At 60.2% G+C, this 17,166-nt stretch carries 16 protein-coding genes; 11 read left to right on the plus strand and 5 right to left on the minus strand.

Features of this window, described 5'->3' with window-relative positions:
- The first annotated feature begins 6 nt into the window (after positions 1-6).
- A complete protein-coding gene (locus R1W00_RS07770; protein ID WP_317262158.1) occupies positions 7-744 on the plus strand; it encodes a GNAT family N-acetyltransferase in 738 nt (245 codons plus the stop codon).
- A 48-nt stretch (positions 745-792) separates the two neighbouring features.
- Positions 793-2,613 carry an ABC-F family ATP-binding cassette domain-containing protein gene (locus tag R1W00_RS07775; RefSeq protein WP_317262159.1) on the plus strand — a complete coding sequence of 607 codons (1,821 nt, stop codon included), beginning with the start codon at positions 793-795 and terminating at the stop codon, positions 2,611-2,613.
- A 34-nt stretch (positions 2,614-2,647) separates the two neighbouring features.
- Here the strand turns inward: R1W00_RS07775 and R1W00_RS07780 are convergent, their stop codons facing one another.
- The 3 genes from R1W00_RS07780 to R1W00_RS07790 all read right to left on the minus strand — a co-directional run bounded on the left by R1W00_RS07780 (position 2,648) and on the right by R1W00_RS07790 (position 5,712).
- The gene (locus R1W00_RS07780) at positions 2,648-3,430 is read right to left on the minus strand and encodes an ABC transporter ATP-binding protein (protein WP_317262402.1); all 783 of its coding nucleotides are present in this window, start codon (positions 3,428-3,430) and stop codon (positions 2,648-2,650) included.
- 63 nt (positions 3,431-3,493) lie between these two features.
- Positions 3,494-4,690 (minus strand): ABC transporter substrate-binding protein, encoded by a 1,197-nt coding sequence (locus tag R1W00_RS07785; protein WP_317262160.1) that lies wholly within the window; start codon positions 4,688-4,690, stop codon positions 3,494-3,496.
- Positions 4,691-4,791: 101 nt separating this feature from the next.
- A complete protein-coding gene (locus tag R1W00_RS07790) occupies positions 4,792-5,712 on the minus strand; it encodes a GlxA family transcriptional regulator (protein ID WP_317262403.1) in 921 nt (306 codons plus the stop codon).
- 273 nt (positions 5,713-5,985) lie between these two features.
- On the opposite strand from R1W00_RS07790, the gene R1W00_RS07795 reads away from it, so the two are divergent.
- A complete protein-coding gene (locus R1W00_RS07795) occupies positions 5,986-7,353 on the plus strand; it encodes a class II 3-deoxy-7-phosphoheptulonate synthase (protein ID WP_317262161.1) in 1,368 nt (455 codons plus the stop codon).
- Here R1W00_RS07795 and R1W00_RS07800 read toward each other — a convergent pair whose 3' ends face one another.
- Positions 7,354-8,037 (minus strand): PAS domain-containing protein, encoded by a 684-nt coding sequence (locus tag R1W00_RS07800; RefSeq protein WP_317262162.1) that lies wholly within the window; start codon positions 8,035-8,037, stop codon positions 7,354-7,356. It abuts the gene before it with no gap.
- A 149-nt stretch (positions 8,038-8,186) separates the two neighbouring features.
- Between R1W00_RS07800 and R1W00_RS07805 the strand changes: the two genes are divergently transcribed.
- Genes R1W00_RS07805 through R1W00_RS07820 form a run of 4 tightly spaced genes read left to right on the plus strand, consistent with a single transcriptional unit; the run spans position 8,187 to position 11,458 of the window.
- Positions 8,187-9,080, plus strand: a complete 894-nt coding sequence (locus R1W00_RS07805) for a YicC/YloC family endoribonuclease (protein ID WP_317262163.1) — start codon at positions 8,187-8,189, stop codon at positions 9,078-9,080.
- 6 nt (positions 9,081-9,086) lie between these two features.
- The gene (gmk, locus tag R1W00_RS07810; protein WP_317262164.1) at positions 9,087-9,731 is read left to right on the plus strand and encodes a guanylate kinase; all 645 of its coding nucleotides are present in this window, start codon (positions 9,087-9,089) and stop codon (positions 9,729-9,731) included.
- Positions 9,728-10,255: a gamma carbonic anhydrase family protein gene (locus R1W00_RS07815; RefSeq protein ID WP_317262165.1), complete on the plus strand. Its 528-nt coding sequence runs from the start codon at positions 9,728-9,730 to the stop codon at positions 10,253-10,255. The genes gmk and R1W00_RS07815 overlap by 4 nt, the downstream gene beginning before the upstream one ends.
- A 15-nt stretch (positions 10,256-10,270) precedes the next feature.
- The gene (locus tag R1W00_RS07820) at positions 10,271-11,458 is read left to right on the plus strand and encodes an aminotransferase class I/II-fold pyridoxal phosphate-dependent enzyme (protein ID WP_317262166.1); all 1,188 of its coding nucleotides are present in this window, start codon (positions 10,271-10,273) and stop codon (positions 11,456-11,458) included.
- Positions 11,459-11,463: 5 nt separating this feature from the next.
- Here R1W00_RS07820 and R1W00_RS07825 read toward each other — a convergent pair whose 3' ends face one another.
- The gene (locus R1W00_RS07825) at positions 11,464-11,784 is read right to left on the minus strand and encodes a hypothetical protein (protein ID WP_317262167.1); all 321 of its coding nucleotides are present in this window, start codon (positions 11,782-11,784) and stop codon (positions 11,464-11,466) included.
- A gap of 233 nt (positions 11,785-12,017) precedes the next feature.
- Here R1W00_RS07825 and R1W00_RS07830 point away from each other — a divergent pair, with 233 nt between their 5' ends.
- The 4 genes from R1W00_RS07830 to pstA all read left to right on the plus strand — a co-directional run bounded on the left by R1W00_RS07830 (position 12,018) and on the right by pstA (position 17,153).
- Positions 12,018-13,058 carry a sensor histidine kinase gene (locus R1W00_RS07830; RefSeq protein ID WP_317262168.1) on the plus strand — a complete coding sequence of 347 codons (1,041 nt, stop codon included), beginning with the start codon at positions 12,018-12,020 and terminating at the stop codon, positions 13,056-13,058.
- 168 nt (positions 13,059-13,226) lie between these two features.
- The gene (locus tag R1W00_RS07835; RefSeq protein WP_317262169.1) at positions 13,227-14,258 is read left to right on the plus strand and encodes a substrate-binding domain-containing protein; all 1,032 of its coding nucleotides are present in this window, start codon (positions 13,227-13,229) and stop codon (positions 14,256-14,258) included.
- Between the two features lie 94 nt (positions 14,259-14,352).
- On the plus strand, positions 14,353-15,822 hold the full coding sequence (gene pstC / locus R1W00_RS07840; RefSeq protein ID WP_317262170.1) for a phosphate ABC transporter permease subunit PstC: 1,470 nt from the start codon (positions 14,353-14,355) through the stop codon (positions 15,820-15,822).
- The gene (gene pstA / locus R1W00_RS07845) at positions 15,819-17,153 is read left to right on the plus strand and encodes a phosphate ABC transporter permease PstA (protein ID WP_317262171.1); all 1,335 of its coding nucleotides are present in this window, start codon (positions 15,819-15,821) and stop codon (positions 17,151-17,153) included. Before pstC ends, pstA begins: the two co-directional genes overlap by 4 nt.
- The last annotated feature ends 13 nt before the right edge of the window (positions 17,154-17,166 follow it).

The following is a 17,166-nucleotide window of genomic DNA, read 5'->3' on the forward strand; positions in this document are numbered from 1 at the left end:
ACGTTGATGCGTGGATTGCGGAAAGGGCGCTATGACGCCCGACTAGCCGAAGGCGCAGCCGATATTCGCGGCGCGCAAGAGCTGCGCACACTGGCGTTTCGCGCCGGTCAGGGGGCGTTGGACGCCGATCCGTTTGATGAGCGGTGCCGTCATATCCTTGTCCATGATACGCGCGACGGGACCTTGGTTTGCTGTTTTCGTCTGTTGCCACTGGCGGGCGGGGCGTCGATCGAACAGAGCTATTCCGCGCAGTTTTATGAGCTCTCCGCGCTCAGCACCTTTAGCGGTCCGATGGTCGAGATGGGCCGGTTCTGTATCCACCCTGACTATAAGGACCCCGATATCCTGCGGGTGGCGTGGGGCGCGATGACGCGGTTCGTGGATGATACGGGGGTTGAGATGCTGTTTGGCTGTTCCTCGTTCCAAGGCACCGAGGCCGAGAAATACATGGACGCCTTTGCCCTGCTCAAGGATCGGCATCTGGCGCCCAAGACCCTGCTGCCACGGATCAAGGCCCCGAACGTTTTCAAATTCGCCTCGAAACTGCGCCGGTTCAAACCGGATGCGAAACGCGCGATGCTGGGGATGCCGCCGCTATTGCGCACCTATCTGATGATGGGCGGTTGGGTCAGTGATCATGCCGTGGTCGATCAGGATCTGAATACGCTGCACGTGTTCACGGGTCTGGAAATCAAATCCATCCCCGAGAACCGCAAGCGCCTGCTGCGCGCCACCGCCACCTGACGCGTTTGCCCCGTTGACCTGCACGCGGTTCAGCGATAGCTGGCAAGAATGGCTCGAGCACCTCTTTTACAACTGAATGACATCTCGCTGACCTTCGGGGGCGATCCCATTTTTCACGATCTGGACCTTGTGGTGCAGACCGGCGACCGCGTGGCCCTTGTCGGGCGCAACGGGTCGGGTAAATCCACCCTGATGAAGGTGATGGCGGGCCTGATTGAAGCCGACCGCGGCGGACGCGTGATCCCGCCCGGCACCTCCGTCGGCTATATGGAACAGGACCCCGATCTGTCCGCCTATGCGACCCTTGGCGATTTCGCGACCGCGAACCTTGATCCCGCAGAGGCCTATAAGGTCGATATCGTGGCCGAGGGTCTAAAGTTCGACCCGAGCATTTCTGTCGATAGCGCATCGGGTGGTGAGCGGCGCCGCGCGGCCTTGGCCAAACTGCTGGCCGAGGCGCCCGATCTGATGCTGCTGGATGAGCCGACCAACCATCTGGATATTGAGGCCATCGCCTGGCTCGAGGAGCAACTATCCACGACCCGCGCCGGTTTCGTCCTGATCTCGCACGACCGCGCGTTTTTGCGGGCGCTGACCCGCGCGACCCTCTGGATCGACCGGGGTCAGGTCCGTCGACAGGAACAAGGCTTTGGCGCGTTCGAGGACTGGCGCGACAAGGTCTGGGCGGATGAAGACGAGGCGCGTCATAAGCTCGACCGCAAGATCAAGTCCGAAGGACGCTGGGCGGTTGAGGGCATCAGCGCGCGGCGCAAACGCAACCAAGGCCGTCTGCGCGAACTACAGGCCATGCGCGCCGACCGCGCCAGTATGATCAAACGCCAAGGCACCGCCGAAATGGCACTGGCCTCGGGTCCGAAATCGGGCCGCCGCGTGGTTGAGGCGACGGGAATCGCCAAAACCTTTGGCGATCGCACGATCCTGCGTCCGTTTGACCTGCGCGTGATGCGCGGGGACCGCGTGGCCTTTGTCGGGCCGAACGGGGCAGGGAAGACGACCCTCCTCAAGCTGCTGATCGGCGAGATGGAGCCGGATCAGGGCACCGTGACCCTTGGCACCGGCCTTGAAATGGCGGTCTTCGATCAGAACCGCGCGAAACTCGACCCCGACATGACCCTCTGGGACAGTCTGGCCAGCGATCCCGCCATGGGCGTTTCGGGCAAGGCCGATCAGATTCTCGTACGCGGCCAACCCAAACATGTGGTCGGCTACCTCAAGGAATTCCTGTTCGATGAACGTCAGGCCCGCGCCCCCGTGCGCAGCCTCTCTGGCGGCGAACGCGCGCGCCTGTTGCTGGCCAAAATCATGGCGCGCGAAAGCAATCTCCTGATCCTCGACGAACCGACCAACGATCTGGACATCGAAACGCTGGACCTGTTGCAGGACCTGCTTGGCGATTACGACGGAACCGTCCTCTTGGTCAGTCACGATCGTGATTTCCTCGACCGCGTCGCCACAACAACCATCGCCATGCCGGGGGACGGGACGGCGACCACATACGCGGGCGGCTGGTCCGACTATCAGGCGCAAAGGGGCGAAACCGAACCCAGCCCGACGGAAAAAACCGCCCCCAAACAGGCGACAAAGCCCGCCGAGAAACCGGCGGACAAACCCGCGCAATCGGGGCTCAGCTTTACCGAAAAACACCGCCTCGACGCGCTGCCCGCGATCATCGAACGGCTTGAGGCCGAAATCGCCAAGCTCGAAGACTTCCTGATGGACCCCGACCTCTTCACCAAGGAGCCGCTCAAATTCAAAAAGGCGACCGAGGCCCTTGTCGAACGTCAAACCGCCCTCGGCGACGCCGAAGAGGAATGGCTCACGCTAGAGGCCAAGGCCGAAGAGGCCTGAACTTCATCTTGGCAAAAATACTCAAAAAACCGCGTCAGCCTGCAACGGCGGCGCGGTTTTTCAATCCACGGCCCAGATAGGCCTCAATCACCGCCTCATTTTGCATGATTTCGTCGGATCTACCGGTGGCCAACACCTTGCCCTCGGCCATCACAATCACCGGATCGCACAGACGCGCAATGAAATCCATGTCGTGTTCGATCAAACAGAAGGTATAGCCGCGCTCTTTGTTCAGCCGGACAATCGCGTCCCCGATGGTGTTCAGCAACGTCCGGTTTACCCCCGCGCCAACCTCATCCAGAAACACGATTTTGGCGTCCACCATCATCGTCCGGCCCAGTTCCAACAGCTTTTTCTGACCACCCGACAGGTTGCCGACCTTTTCATCGGCCACATGGGAAATGGTCAGGAAATCAAGCACTTCATCGGCTTTCTTCGCCAATTCACGCTCTTCTTGCGCAATGCGGCCACGCCCGAACCACGTGTTCATCAACCCCTCACCGGATTGCGCGGTGGGAACCATCATCAGGTTCTCGCGCACTGTCATCGATGAAAACTCATGCGCGACCTGAAACGTCCGTAGCAACCCCTTGTGGAACAACTCATGCGGGGGCAGGCCAGTGATATCCTCACCATCCATGCGCACCGTGCCAGACGTGGGTTTAAGAACGCCCGCAATCACATTGAAAAGGGTAGATTTTCCGGCCCCGTTCGGACCGATCAAACCGGTGATCGAGCCATCCGCGATTTCAATCGTGGCCCCGTCAACGGCGCGAAACCCGCCAAAACTCATCTGGATGTTTTCGGCGACAATCATGGCCATCTCTCCGGTCTTGATCCCGGGCGGCGCACCGCCCGAGACTGCTTTCATTTCAAACGCTTAGCGCAGCGATTCCGTCACGTAGGCGCCGCCGTCGATCTTGTATTCGCGGTAGCTGCCTGCGGCCTCACCACGACCGATCATCTCAACGCCGGTTGCACCGACATAGTCGATGTCACCGCCAGCCTTCAGGATCTCGAACGCCTTGCCCAATTCACCGGGCAGGATTTTCTCACCCGGGGCGTTGGCGACGTCAAACACCGAATTCTTATAGGTGTTGGGGTCTGTCGAACCGGCGGCCTGCATCGCCAGCGCGATCAGGGCAGCGGCGTCATAGCTTTCGCGGGTGTAGGTGCTTTCGCTATCTACGCCGGCGGCTGCGGCCAATGCAGTAAAGGCATCCGCGCCTTCGCCGGTCGCCCAGGGCTGGGTCCCGAATGAGCCCTCTAGGACATCGCCCAGATCGGCCAGAAGAACGTCGGAATACATGCCGTCGCCCATGGCAAAGGTGTCAAACGCGCCCGTGTCCGACGCGGCCTGAATGATGCCTTTGCCGCCTTGGTCCGCATAGCCCAGCACGACCAGCAGATCGCCACCGGCGGACGCCAGCGCGCCAACCTCGGCCGAGTAATCGGCCTTGCCGTCGTCGTGGGGGGCGCTGATGGTGATGGAGCCACCACCAGCGGCATAGGATTTCTCAAAGCTCTCGGCGAAACCTTTGCCGTAGTCGTTGTTGGTGTAGGTCAGGGCGACCGAGTTGATGCCCTTTTCGATCAGGATGTCGGCCAGAACCGCACCCTGACGCGCATCGGACGGGGGCGTGCGGAAGAACAGATCGTTGTCTTCGGCGGCGGCCAGCGCCTCAAGCGTGGCGGAGGGCGAAATCATCACCATCCCGTTGGGCAGGGCGACATTGGCCAGAACCGCGCCGGTCACACCGGAACAGTCCGCGCCGACGATCCCCGACACGCCATCGGCGGTGATCAGACGTTCGGCAGCGGCGGTCGCGGCAGAGGCATCGACACAGGTCGAATCCGCGCGGACCGGTTCGATCATCGCGCCGTCCATAAAGGAACCCGAGGCGTTGATTTCCGAGATCGCCAATTCAGCCGCATCCGCCATCAGCGGGGCCAGCGATTCAATCGGACCGGTATAGCCCAGCAGAACGCCGATCTTGACCGTGTCCGAGTGGCTGGCCGCAAAGGCCGCACCAGAGGTCACAGCGCACAGAGCCGTAGCCGCAAGAAGTTTATTCATTTTATTCTCTCCCGTGTTGGAAACACATTTCCGTGAAAAAGTTAGACCTGACGGTTAAAAAAGAAAAGCCCGCAACGTAGCGTCACGGGCCAAATATCAGATCATTTTTTTTCGTCACCCGACCCGCGACTGCCGCGTTCGCGATAGGGGGTGGTGTCGTAATGCGCGCGGTAGCATTTCGAGAAATGCGAGGGCGAGGTGAACCCACAGGCAAGGGCCACGTTGATCACGCTCATATCCGTCTGCATCAACAGGTTGCGCGCCTTTTGCAGTCGCAGTTCCATGTAATACCGCTTGGGGCTTTTGGTCAGATAGCGGCGGAAGAGGCGTTCAAGCTGACGGGTGGACATGCCGACCTGTTTGGCCAGATTGGCGGGACTGATCGGGTCCTCGATGTTGTCTTCCATCATCTTGATGACCTGCGCCAGTTTCGGGTGACGCACCCCGATACGCGCCGGTGTCGACAGGCGCAGCGTGTCGCGATCCGACCGGATCGAGGTATAGATCATCTGATCGGCCACGGTATTGGCGACCTCGGACCCGAAATCACGCGCCACCAAGGTCAGCATCAGGTCCAGAGACGAGGTGCCACCCGCCGCCGACATGGTATTGCCGTCGATCACAAAGACCGAACGGGCCAGATCGACGTCTTCGAATTCTTCGAGAAAGCTGTCCTGATTTTCCCAGTGGATCGTCGCGCGTTTGCCGTTCAGCAACCCCGCCTTGGCCAGAACATAGGCCGCCGTACAGACGCCCCCGACGGTCAATCCGCGGCGGCTCTCGCGGCGAATCCAGTTGAGCAGTTTTTTGGTCGTGGCACGCTGCACCGACAGACCGCCGCACAGGATCACCGCGTCATCACGGGCCAATTCGGGCAGGTCGCTGTCCACTTTGAACGAACTGCCGTTCGAACAGGACACGGTTTCACCGCCTTCACCCACAACCGACCATTCATAGAGCTTGCGGCCCGTCACCTGATTGGCCAGACGCAGCGGCTCAATCGCGCCAGCAAAGGCCATCATCGTAAAGTTTTCCAGCAATACAAAGACATAGCGTTTCGGCTTGCCCGGGGCGTCGGACAATTCAACTAGGACTTCTGGAATCTCAATCTCGGTCACGCCGAACTCCACCGTTGCGATAGAATAGCGAAATCAGTTTTGCCTGTAACGCGCAAGAGCCCTTGCGAATATCTATACACCAAAAGCGGCACTTGTGGGTCGCGTTTTGGTGTGGTCATGATGCACCCCACAAACTATAACCGCTAGCGCAACCAATATGTTTTCGGAGCAAAGACAATGAGCAACTGGCAAAAATCTGACTGGCGCAACAAGCCCCGGGTTCAGATGCCCGAGTATACGGATCAAGGGGCATTGAACGCTGTAGAAGCGCAATTGTCCAAATATCCGCCGCTTGTCTTTGCCGGTGAGGCGCGCAAGCTGAAGGACAAGCTGGGCGCGGCGGCCCGTGGTGAGGCGTTCCTGCTACAGGGTGGCGATTGCGCCGAGAGCTTTAGCGAGTTCTCCGCCGACAGCATCCGCGACACCTATAAGGTGCTGCTGCAGATGGCGATCGTTCTGACCTTTGCGGCCAAGGTGCCCGTGGTCAAAGTGGGCCGTATGGCGGGTCAGTTCGCCAAACCGCGTTCGGCCCCCACCGAAACCGTGGGTGGCGTGGAACTGCCCAGCTACCGTGGTGACATCATCAACGGGTTCGATTTCACCCCCGAGGCACGGATCCCCGATCCCCAACGTATGCTGCAGGCCTACACTCAGGCGGCGGCGTCGCTGAACCTGTTGCGCGCGTTTTCCAAGGGCGGTTTTGCCGATATCCACCGCGTGCACAGCTGGACTCTTGGGTTTACCGACCGTGATGAGGCCGAGAAGTACCGCGAAATGGCCAGCCGCATTTCCGATACGCTCGACTTTATGAAGGCCGCAGGCGTCGATGGCACCTCGTCCAGCAAGCTGAGCCAAGTGGACTTCTTCACCAGCCACGAGGCCCTGTTGCTTGAGTACGAAGAGGCGCTGTGCCGGATCGACTCGACCTCGGGTCTGCCTGTTGCGGGCTCGGGTCACATGATCTGGATCGGCGACCGCACCCGTCAGCCCGACGGCGCACATGTCGAGTTCTGCAAAGGCGTTCTGAACCCGATCGGTCTGAAATGTGGACCCACCACGACCGAAGAGGACCTGAAGGTTCTGATCGAAAAGCTGAACCCCGAGAACGAATGCGGCCGTCTGACCCTGATCGCACGTTTCGGTGCGGGCAAGGTGGGCGATCACCTGCCGCGTCTGATCAAAACGGTTCAGGAAATGGGCGCGAACGTCCTGTGGACCTGTGATGCGATGCACGGCAACACGATCAAATCGACGACCGGTTATAAAACCCGTCCGTTTGAAAACGTGCTGCGCGAGGTTCAGGAATTCTTTGCGATCCACCGCGCCGAGGGCACGATCCCCGGCGGTGTGCATTTCGAGATGACCGGCAAGGACGTGACCGAATGCACCGGCGGCGTCCGCGCTGTGGGTGATGAGGACCTCAGCGCGCGCTACCACACCGCGTGCGACCCGCGTCTGAACGCCAGCCAGTCGCTGGAACTGGCGTTCCTCGTGGCCGAGGAACTGACCAGCATGCGCGACGAGCAAAAGCGCGCCGTGATGTAATCAGGCCTTATCGCCTGACACGATTTTGAGGGCTGCGCGGATATCGCGCGGCCCTTTTTCATGGGCGAAACGGGCAGGGGCCTCGGCGGCATAGGCGGGCGCGGTGTCTGGTGTATTGCTCCAGACGGCCATGACGTCGGTATAGGGTTCACCCGCGCTGCGGGTGGCGACGCCGTTGATACGGAACCGGCAGGCGGGCGGGGTCATGCCCGCATCGCTCAGGATACAGCCCAGAACGCGGTCGACCTCACCTTCGGTATTGCCAAGGGGCAGCAGGATCATTTCACCCCGCAACCGACGCCCGTTGCCGAGATCGGCGACCAAGCCAATGCGCAGCACCTCGCGCCCGTTGATCATCCGTTCGGCATGGCGTTCCAATTCCCCGATCTGGTCCGGCGCGATCAGAGACGTCAGGGCCATGCCCCGTGCCTCAACCCCCGCGATGCGGGTGATGGATTGACCGGCGATGCGCAGGCGCAGTTGACCGCCGCCCACATGTTCGGCCACGAAACAGACGGGCAGGGCATCACCCAAACCGCGCGGGTCCACCGCACCGCGTTGGGGCAGGGCGTCGCCACTGCGCAACGCCTCCCAATAGGCTTCGACACGTTGGATCAGCGGATAGCGCATCCCCGATTTCACCCGATTGAACGAGACCACTTGGGCCGACATATTCCCGTGCATTCTGACCACCTTATGCGGCTGAGCGTGCCGCTTTTGCTTGCTGTGGCGTTGTCGCTTGGTCCCGGCCTGTGTTAACGGTGAGGCAACAACGGTTATCTAAGTCTTAACATCGCATAAAATGCGACGGATTACGGGGCAAAAAGGCGCAAATGGTTAATTCGATGACGGGCTTTGCGGCCTCGGAAGGCACGTTCGCCGACACACGGTTCAGTTGGGACATCCGGTCGGTCAACGCCAAGGGGCTGGACATTCGGATGCGCCTGCCCGACTGGATCGCGGGTCTGGATCAGGCGGTGCGCGCCCATCTGACCAAGACATTGGGCCGTGGCAATGTCACCGTGAACCTGCGCCTTAACCGTGAGGCGGGGGCCAGCGATCTGGCCGTGGATGAGGACGCCCTAAACGGTATCCTGAGTGCCCTGCGTCTGGTTGAGGAACGCGCGATCCAAAATCGCGTCACCCTGCACGCGCCCAGCAGCGCGGATATCCTGTCGATGCGTGGCGTACTGGGGTCGGCCCAGCCACAGGATGAGGATCAGGCGCCATTGCTGGCCGCGCTGATGGCGGATTTTGCGACCCTGACGGATGCGTTTTGCGAAATGCGCCGGACCGAGGGTCAGAACCTACTGACCATCTTGCAAAAACAACTGGACCAGATTGAGACCCTGACCGCCGCCGCCAAAGAGGCCGCCGATGCGCGCCGTCCGCAGGTGGCACAAACCCTGCGCGACAACCTTGCCCGTGTCCTCGACAATGCGGAGGGCGCGGATGCCGACCGCGTGGCCCAAGAACTGGCCCTGTTGGCGGTCAAGGCCGACGTCCAAGAAGAACTGGATCGTCTGCACGCCCATGTCAGCGCCGCGCGCGAGTTGTTAACCACCAAAGGGCCGGTGGGGCGCAAGCTGGACTTTCTCATGCAGGAATTTAACCGCGAGACAAATACCCTGTGCTCCAAGTCGCAATCGACGGATTTGACGCGGATCGGGCTTGAGCTTAAGGCCGTGATCGATCAGATGCGGGAACAGGTTCAGAATGTGGAGTAATCAGGCATGAACGAGACACGCCGCGGCCTATTGATCATCCTTTCCTCGCCCTCGGGGGCTGGGAAATCGACGCTGGCCAAACGCCTGATGACATGGGACCCGACGTTGCGGTTTTCGGTCTCGGCCACCACGCGCGAACCCCGCCCGGGTGAGGTGGACGGCACGGATTACCATTTCATGGATGAGGCCGATTTCAAATCTCACGTGGCCGATGGCGCGATGCTGGAGCACGCCCATGTGTTCGGGAATTTCTACGGCTCACCCATGGGGCCGGTCAAAGAGGCGATTGATGACGGGCGCGATGTGCTGTTCGACATCGACTGGCAGGGTGCACAACAGATCCGCAACTCGGTCCTTGGGGTTTATACTCTGTCGATCTTTATCCTGCCGCCCTCGATCACCGAACTCCGCCGCCGACTGATCACCCGTGGTCAGGACAGCGATGAGGTGATCGGCAAACGCATGCAAAAGAGCTGGGACGAGATCAGCCACTGGGACGGGTATGATTACGTTCTGGTCAATGACGATCTGGACGCGACGGAAGAGCGGCTCAAGACTATTATCTCGGCGGAACGCATGCGACGGTTGCAACAACCGGGCCTGCAGGATCACGTGCGTGCCCTGCATGCACAGTTTGAGGACACGCAATGACCCTATACGCGCTGGACGGTTTCGCCCCCATCACGCCCGAGGACGGGGATTTCTGGGTCGCGCCGGATGCCAACGTGATCGGCAAGGTCACATTGTGCAGCGGCTCGTCGGTCTGGTTCGGCTGTACCCTGCGCGGTGACAACGAAATGATCACCGTCGGCACGGGCAGCAATGTTCAGGAAAACTGTGTCCTGCACACCGATATGGGATACCCCCTTAGCATCGGGGAAAACTGCACTATCGGGCATAAGGCGATGCTGCACGGCTGTACCATCGGGGATCAGTCCTTGATCGGGATGGGGGCCGTGATCCTGAACGGGGCCAAGATCGGCAAGAACTGTTTGATTGGCGCGAATGCCCTGATCACCGAGGGCAAGGAAATCCCCGACGGCAGTTTGGTCATGGGCGCGCCCGGTAAGATCGTGCGCGAACTGGATCAGGCGGCGATTGACGGTTTGCTGAAATCCGCGCGCGGGTATCAGGCCAATATGCGCCGGTTCCGCGCGGGCCTTAGCGCCGTTTAACACCCCGAGGACATCATGGACAAACCGCCCCACACCGTTGTGCGCCGCATGCCGTGGCCCGAGACACAGTCCCATCCGGTTGTGACCCCGTTTCAGCCGTCGGTGGTCTATTCCTCGCCGTCGCCCGATGCGCTGGACGATCAATATGAGGGCCGCGCCAGCGGATACACCTATGCGCGCGAGGGGCATCCGAACGCCGATGTCCTGTCGCGGAAGATCGACCAGATGGAGGGCGCGCCGACCTCCGGTATGATCCACGGATCGGGCATGGCGTCGATTTCGGCGGTGTTCTGGGCCCTGACCAAGACGGGCGATCATGTGTTGGGCGGGAACCAACTCTACGGTCGGTCCCTGCGGATGATGGCCGAGGAATTGCCGCGTTTTGGCGTGGAAACGACGCTGGCCGATCCGACGGATGCCGAGGCGTTCATCGCCGCCATTCAGGACAACACGCGCCTGATCCTACTGGAAACCGTGTCGAACCCGACCTTGCGGATTGCGGATATGAAACCGATCATCGCGGCGGCGCGGGCGCGCGGCATTCTGGTGGTGGTCGATAATACTTTTACGACACCGGCGGGGATGCGGCCCTTTGATCTGGGCGCGGATATTGTGGTCCATTCGGTGACCAAGCTGTTGGCGGGGCATGCGGATGTGACGCTGGGCTATGTGGCCGCGCGCGATCCCGAGGTGCGCCAACAGATCTATGTCACCTCCGTCACCATGGGCCTGACGCCCAGCCCGTTTGATTGCTGGATGGCCGAGCGGGGGCTTTATTCGTTCGATCTGCGATTTGAACGCGCGCAGGAAAACGCCGCGAAACTGGCCGATCATCTGGCCGGTCTGAACAGCGTTTTGCGCGTCATCTATCCCGGGCGCGCCGATCACCCCGATGCGGCGCGGGCACAGGAACTGTTGGGCACAAATCCCGGAAATATGCTGAGCTTTGAGCTTGCCGGCGGGCGCGCGGCGGCAAATGCCTTTACCACGGCCTGTCCCGACGTGGCCTTTGCGCCAACGCTGGGCGATATCGCGACGACCCTATCGCATCCCGCGTCCAGTTCGCACCGCGCGCTGACCCCAGAACGCCGTTCGGCATTGGGGATCAGCGAGGGGTTCTTCCGCGTCTCGGTGGGTGTCGAGCCGATTGAGATCCTGATCAAAGAGTTCACCCAAGGCGTCGCAGCGGCATCCGCCCTGTAACGCCCTTAGTGGACGGTGTCCCGCACCAGACGGATCGACATGTCCGGCGCCATCTGGGCCAGTTCGCGCTGAACCATGTCGGGGCGGGGCAGGGGCGGCGTCATGACGATCAATTCGCCCTTATAGCCGCGTTGACGCAGGGCGGTTGCCACATCGCCCGCGTCGAACCGATCCGCCATCAAGGGGCTGATCACTTGGGCCGTCAGATCGACCCCGCAGGACAGATCGTCAAAAGACATGAAATCATAGGTTTGTGATACGTGGAGCGCGTCACCGTGATCCATTTGATCGGGCGACAGACCGATAACAAGAGTGCGTGCAGGCATGGAAGCGTCCAGAAAAGTTTTTGTTTTCGAAAGATTAGCCATTAAAAAAGACCCTCAGCTTGATCACCGGTGCAGGGCGGAAATTGCCAAACACCTAAAAGGCGAAAATTTAAAAGGTGAATTAAACCTATCCGCGACCTTTCACATTTGTGAAGACAAAAACGCCTATTCGCGTATCTAGGACGCATATTTTCCGTATTTCGAGCCAAATAATGAACGAAAGGGGCTGACACATGCAGGCAAACACGGTTGAGGCGTTTGTGAACGCTGTCCCTTTGCCGATGGTCATGATTGACCCCGATGCGCGACTAGGGGCGATGAACCCGCAGGCGGGTGAGCTTTTCGATCCCACAAACCTGAACCGCCACTACATGACAGCCATCCGCAGCCCTGTTTTATTGGACGCAATCGAAAAAGTTGCGCGCAGCGGCGAGGCCGCAAAGGTGCGCTATGCGCGATCCCAAAACATGAAAGAGGTCGTCTATGACGTCACCGTTTCCCCCGGTCGGATCGCCGAGGGTTCGGTGGTTTTCCTGTGTTTTGAGGACCGGACGGACACCGAAACAGCGGGGCAAATCCGGCGTGATTTCGTCGCCAACGTCAGTCACGAATTAAAAACGCCTCTGACCGCCGTTATGGGGTTTATCGAGACCTTGCGCGGCCCCGCCAAGGACGATCCTGCGGCACATGAGCGGTTTTTGGGCATCATGGCACGCGAATCAGAGCGGATGAGTCGCCTCGTCTCGGACCTCTTGTCGCTGAGTCGCGTGGAAACCGACGAACGGATCCGCCCCGACAAACGGGTGGATGTGACGGCGCTTGTCGGGTCCTGCATCCGCGCGCTGACGCCCATGGCGGAAAAACTGGCGGTCGATCTGGTGCAACGTGGCACCGAAGACCCCGTGATCGTCGCCGCAGATAGCGATCAGTTGACCCAAGTGTTCACCAACCTGATCGAAAACGGGATCAAATATGGTGGCAGTGGCGGCGAGGTCCGCGTTGAGATCACCCCGATCGCGCGCGACCCGATGTTGCGTGGTCCGGCGGTCGAAATCGCCGTCACCGACTATGGTGAAGGATTCGATCCCATCCACATTCCGCGCCTGACCGAGCGGTTTTACAGAATCGATGACCACCGCAGCCGTGAAAAGGGTGGCACCGGTCTTGGTCTGGCCATCGTAAAACACATTATTAACCGTCACCGCGGTCTTTTTAAGATTCAATCGGCGGTAGGTCAGGGGGCCCGTTTTTTGGTGATTTTGCCTGTGGTTTAAGGGCTTGGCTTGTCTGTAGACAACCAGAGGAACATGTCTAGGCGCCGCACAAAACGAACACTGTCATAAAGGTGTTACATTACTTTCACAAAAGCATTGCGCAGGACCAATAGGACCCGCCCCAAGGTCGTCAAGAACACGGCCGCATCAAATATCTAGGAGCACTACATGTCCTTTGTGAAACTGACCGCCTCGACCCTGGCGATCGCCGCTGTTACCGCCACGGCCGCTGCTGCACGTGACAACGTTCAGGTTGCTGGTTCGTCGACCGTTCTGCCTTACGCTTCGATCGTTGCCGAAGCATTCGGCGAAAACTTCGACTTCCCGACCCCCGTTGTTGAATCGGGCGGTTCGTCGGCAGGTCTGAAGCGCTTCTGCGAAGGCGTTGGCGAAAACACCATCGACGTTGCAAACGCATCGCGCAAAATCAAAGACAAAGAGATCAAAGCCTGTGCCGAAGCTGGTGTCACCGACATCATCGAAGTACGCATCGGCTATGACGGCATCGTATTCGCCTCGCAACTGCAGGGTCCGGAATTCACTGCGTTCACCCCGTCGGACATCTTCAACGCTCTGGCCCCCAAAGTTCTGGTCGACGGTCAGCTGGTTGATAACCCCCACACCAAATGGTCGGACTTCAACGCCGATCTGCCCGACGCCGAAATCATGGCCTTCATCCCCGGCACCAAGCACGGCACCCGTGAAGTGTTCGAAGAAAAAGTTGTTGCTGCTGGCTGTGAAGCTACCGGCGCAATGGAAGCCATGATCGCTGGCGGCATGTCGGAAGATGACGCTGAAGACGCTTGCCTGGCAGTGCGCAACGACGGTCGTTCGGTCGACATCGACGGCGACTACACCGAGACCCTGGCCCGTATCGACGCAAACCCGAACGGCATCGGCGTCTTCGGTCTGGCGTTCTACGAGAACAACACCGACAAGCTGAAAGTGGCAACCATGTCGGGCGTCGTTCCCAGCACGGAATCGATCGCTTCGGGTGAATATCCGGTGTCGCGCCCGCTGTACTTCTACATCAAGAAAGCACACATCGGCGTCATCCCTGGCCTGAAAGAATACGCTGAATTCTTCGTCGCAGACGAGATCGCTGGCCCCGACGGCCCGCTGGCCGCTTACGGTCTGGTTTCGGATCCGGAACTGGCAGCGACCCAAGCTGTTGTTGCTGACGAAGCAACCATGAACTAAGAGACGCCTGTCTCTGCCGGCAAGAGCGGCCTTGTGCCGCTCTTGTCATGTCTGGCCGGTCTCACCGGCACCAAATAACCGAAATGAGGGGCACATGCCGATCCTCTGGCTCTTACTGATCGTTTTGGCGCTTGGCGCTATCGGATACTTGCTGGGGGTGCGCCGCGCTGTGGCCTCCGCAGGCGGGGATACCCGCAAGCTGCACTCGCTTCCTTCTTACTATGGTTCCAACGTTTTTCTGGCGACGGTTATCCCTGCGCTGATGCTGATGGCGGCGTGGCTTTTGCTGCAACCCGTGGTAATTGAGGCGCAAATCTCGCCGCTGATCACCGCCGAGGCCGAGGCCAGCGAGCGTGCGCCCGATCTTGTTCTGGCCGATGTGCGCCGTCTGGCCGATGGTCTGAACGACCTGCACGAGCAAAACGTTCTGGATGACGCCGAAATCGCCCGCCTAAACGCGGGGCGCGACGACGTGCGCGGGATGCTGGGGCAGGTGGGCATCGCGCTTGGCGCGGATGTGGCCCAACCGGTTCTGGACGGCGCCCGCGACTATCGCAACCTCTGGGCACGCTACAGCCTCGCGATGAGCATCGTGGTTCTGGGCGCGGCGGCGCTTGGGTTCATTGCCGCGATCCGCAACACCCATGTCGACTTCCGCGCCCGCAACGTTGTGGAACGCGCGATCAAGGCGCTGTTGATCCTTGCGTCGACCATCGCGATCCTGACCACGGTCGGCATTGTGATGTCGATGCTGCTAGAGACGCGCAACTTCTTTGGCCAGTACAACTGGACCGATTTCTTCTTTGGCACCACTTGGGCGCCCAGCTTTAGCGGTCGGGGTGGCGCGTCCGAGCTTGGCATTCTGCCGCTGCTCTGGGGCACGCTCTATATCTCGTTCATCGCGCTGATCGTGGCCGTTCCGATTGGCCTGTTCGCGGCGATCTACCTGTCGGAATATGCGGGCCCGAAAATGCGCGCATGGGCCAAACCCGCGATTGAGGTTCTGGCCGGTATCCCGACCATTGTGTACGGTCTGTTTGCCCTGATCACTGTGGGTCCGATGCTGCGGGATTATTTCGCGCAACCTCTGGGCCTTGGCGATAGCTCGGCCTCGGTCATGACGGCGGGTCTGGTCATGGGCATCATGTTGATCCCGTTCGTGTCCTCGCTGTCTGATGACATCATCAACGCCGTGCCCCAAAGCATGCGCGACGGCTCGCTTGGCCTTGGGGCCACGAAATCCGAAACCATTAAACAGGTGGTCGTTCCGGCCGCATTGCCCGGCATCGTCGGCGCGGTCCTGCTGGCCGCATCGCGCGCCATCGGGGAAACCATGATCGTGGTTCTGGGGGCAGGGGCCGCCGCCAAGATCAGTGGCAACCCGTTTGAAGCCATGACCACCGTCACCGTTAAAATCGTCAGCCAGCTGACCGGCGACACCGATTTCGCCAGCCCCGAGACGCTTGTCGCCTTTGCGCTGGGTCTGACGCTGTTCGTTCTGACGCTGGGCCTGAACATCCTTGCCCTTTATGTCGTGCGCAAATACCGGGAGCAGTACGAATGACCGACGCATCCGCAAACACCGCGACGGGTCTCTATGCGACCGACGCCCATATCCGCAAACGCAACGCTGCCGAGAAACGGTTCCGCCTGTATGGCCTGGCTGCCGTTTGCGTGGGTATCCTTGCCCTGATCGTTTTGATGACGTCGATCCTTGGCAACGGGGTCAGCGCGTTCCGCCAGACTTATGTGACGCTGAATGTCGAATTGCTAGAGGCGAAGCTCGACAAGAACGGCAACCGCAATATCGACGACATCAAAAAGGTCTCGACCTTTGGCTATGCGCCTCTGATTCAGTCCGCTGTCGAGGCCGCAATGGTCGAGAACGGGATTGAAATCGAAGGTCTGACCGGCAAAGAGGCGGGCAAGATCATCTCGAAAGAGGCCGCGGCGCAACTGCGTAATTTCGTGATCGCAAACCCCGATGCGATCGGCACGACGGTGGAATTCGACGTTCTGGCCAACGCCCAGATCGACGGCTATTTCAAAGGTCGCGTGGACCGCGCCGATGCGGAACTGTTGAAAACCGTGTCGCCGGTTCAACTGGACCTGTCCGACGCGCTGTTGGAGGCCGGTGTCCTGCGCACCAAGTTCAACACCGCCTTTATCACCGCGCCCGATGCATCCGACAACCGGCCCGAGGCCGCAGGTCTGGGCGTTGCGATCCTTGGCTCGTTCTACATGATGATTGTGGTTCTGGTTTTGGCCCTGCCGATTGGCGTTGCAGCCTCGATCTATCTGGAAGAGTTCGCGCCGAAAAACCGCTGGACCGACCTGATTGAGGTGAACATCAGCAACCTTGCTGCCGTGCCCTCGATTGTGTTCGGTATCCTTGGTCTGGCGATCTTCATCAACTTTGCCGGTCTGCCCCAGTCGGCCCCGATTGTCGGTGGTCTGGTTCTGACCCTGATGACGCTGCCCACCATCATCATCGCGACGCGCGCCGCGCTGAAGGCCGTTCCGCCCAGCATCCGTGACGCGGCGTTGGGGGTAGGGGCCTCGAAAATGCAGGCGGTGTTTCACCATGTGCTGCCCCTTGCGGCACCGGGCATCCTGACGGGGACCATCATTGGTCTGGCGCAGGCCTTGGGTGAAACCGCGCCCCTGTTGTTGATTGGTATGGTGGCCTTTGTGCGGGAATACCCCGCAGGCCCGCCCGAAGGGTTCTTTGATCCGGCCTCGGCCCTGCCGGTGCAGGTCTATAACTGGACCCAGCGCGCCGATGCGGCCTTGGTCGAACGGGCCTCGGGTGCCATTATTGTGCTGTTGGTGTTCCTTCTTGCTATGAACGTCGCGGCGATTATTTTGCGTCGCCGGTTCGAGCGCCGTTGGTAAGGAAGGAAGACCG

It is taken from the genome of Rhodovulum sp. FJ3 (assembly GCF_032918305.1).
Lineage (GTDB): Bacteria > Pseudomonadota > Alphaproteobacteria > Rhodobacterales > Rhodobacteraceae > SAT37.

Bases quoted from the DNA above. Each gene is read 5' to 3' on its own strand.
- R1W00_RS07835 (WP_317262169.1), top strand. From the start codon at position 13,227: ATGTCCTTTGTGAAACTGACCGCCTCGACCCTGGCGATCGCCGCTGTT.
- R1W00_RS07830 (WP_317262168.1), top strand. From the start codon at position 12,018: ATGCAGGCAAACACGGTTGAGGCGTTTGTGAACGCTGTCCCTTTGCCG.
- R1W00_RS07815 (WP_317262165.1), top strand. From the start codon at position 9,728: ATGACCCTATACGCGCTGGACGGTTTCGCCCCCATCACGCCCGAGGAC.
- R1W00_RS07790 (WP_317262403.1), bottom strand. From the start codon at position 5,712: ATGATGGCCTTTGCTGGCGCGATTGAGCCGCTGCGTCTGGCCAATCAG.
- R1W00_RS07770 (WP_317262158.1), top strand. From the start codon at position 7: ATGCGTGGATTGCGGAAAGGGCGCTATGACGCCCGACTAGCCGAAGGC.
- R1W00_RS07800 (WP_317262162.1), bottom strand. From the start codon at position 8,037: ATGCACGGGAATATGTCGGCCCAAGTGGTCTCGTTCAATCGGGTGAAA.
- R1W00_RS07795 (WP_317262161.1), top strand. From the start codon at position 5,986: ATGAGCAACTGGCAAAAATCTGACTGGCGCAACAAGCCCCGGGTTCAG.
- pstC (WP_317262170.1), top strand. From the start codon at position 14,353: ATGCCGATCCTCTGGCTCTTACTGATCGTTTTGGCGCTTGGCGCTATC.
- R1W00_RS07805 (WP_317262163.1), top strand. From the start codon at position 8,187: ATGGTTAATTCGATGACGGGCTTTGCGGCCTCGGAAGGCACGTTCGCC.
- R1W00_RS07825 (WP_317262167.1), bottom strand. From the start codon at position 11,784: ATGCCTGCACGCACTCTTGTTATCGGTCTGTCGCCCGATCAAATGGAT.
- R1W00_RS07775 (WP_317262159.1), top strand. From the start codon at position 793: ATGGCTCGAGCACCTCTTTTACAACTGAATGACATCTCGCTGACCTTC.
- R1W00_RS07785 (WP_317262160.1), bottom strand. From the start codon at position 4,690: ATGAATAAACTTCTTGCGGCTACGGCTCTGTGCGCTGTGACCTCTGGT.
- R1W00_RS07780 (WP_317262402.1), bottom strand. From the start codon at position 3,430: ATGATTGTCGCCGAAAACATCCAGATGAGTTTTGGCGGGTTTCGCGCC.
- pstA (WP_317262171.1), top strand. From the start codon at position 15,819: ATGACCGACGCATCCGCAAACACCGCGACGGGTCTCTATGCGACCGAC.
- R1W00_RS07820 (WP_317262166.1), top strand. From the start codon at position 10,271: ATGGACAAACCGCCCCACACCGTTGTGCGCCGCATGCCGTGGCCCGAG.
- gmk (WP_317262164.1), top strand. From the start codon at position 9,087: ATGAACGAGACACGCCGCGGCCTATTGATCATCCTTTCCTCGCCCTCG.